The sequence below is a fragment of the Vibrio sp. TMPB1044 genome (genome assembly GCF_030442075.1).
Classification (GTDB): domain Bacteria; phylum Pseudomonadota; class Gammaproteobacteria; order Enterobacterales; family Vibrionaceae; genus Vibrio; species Vibrio satsumensis.
The window spans coordinates 1-394 of sequence record NZ_JAUJED010000101.1 but is presented as its reverse complement, the minus strand read 5'-3'; the positions used below and the strand labels follow the sequence as shown (position 1 = coordinate 394).

Sequence of the window (394 nt, the reverse complement as noted above, 5' to 3'; positions counted from 1 at the left end):
GAATGAAAATGCGATACTAGCTCAGTTGGTAGAGCGCAACCTTGCCAAGGTTGAGGTCATCGGTTCGAACCCGATGTATCGCTCCAAATTTTGTAATGTTGATTCATTTCGACATTAAGATGGTGTTTTACTTTTCAGTAATCGGCATCGCAATAAAGAATTGCGTGCCCTGGTGGTGGAATTGGTAGACACAAGGGATTTAAAATCCCTCGACGTTCGCGTTGTGCCGGTTCAAGTCCGGCCCGGGGCACCATCTATTTGATTGTTACCTCGTTTGGTATTAGTCAAAAGAGTTGTTCTCTTAAAACACTATTGAAGGCGCCTTGGCAGAGTGGCTATGCAGCGGATTGCAAATCCGTGGACCTCGGTTCGACTCCGGGAGGCGCCTCCATCA

General features: G+C 47.5%; 3 tRNA genes. All 3 read left to right on the top strand.

The window, feature by feature from the left end:
* The first annotated feature begins 10 nt into the window (after window positions 1–10).
* The 3 genes from QQ041_RS24125 (at window position 11) to QQ041_RS24115 (ending at window position 391) form a co-directional block, all read left to right on the top strand.
* Window positions 11–86, top strand: a tRNA-Gly gene (locus tag QQ041_RS24125).
* A gap of 80 nt (window positions 87–166) precedes the next feature.
* Window positions 167–253, top strand: a tRNA-Leu gene (locus QQ041_RS24120).
* Between the two features lie 64 nt (window positions 254–317).
* A tRNA-Cys gene (locus QQ041_RS24115) sits at window positions 318–391 on the top strand.
* Window positions 392–394 lie beyond the last annotated feature (3 nt).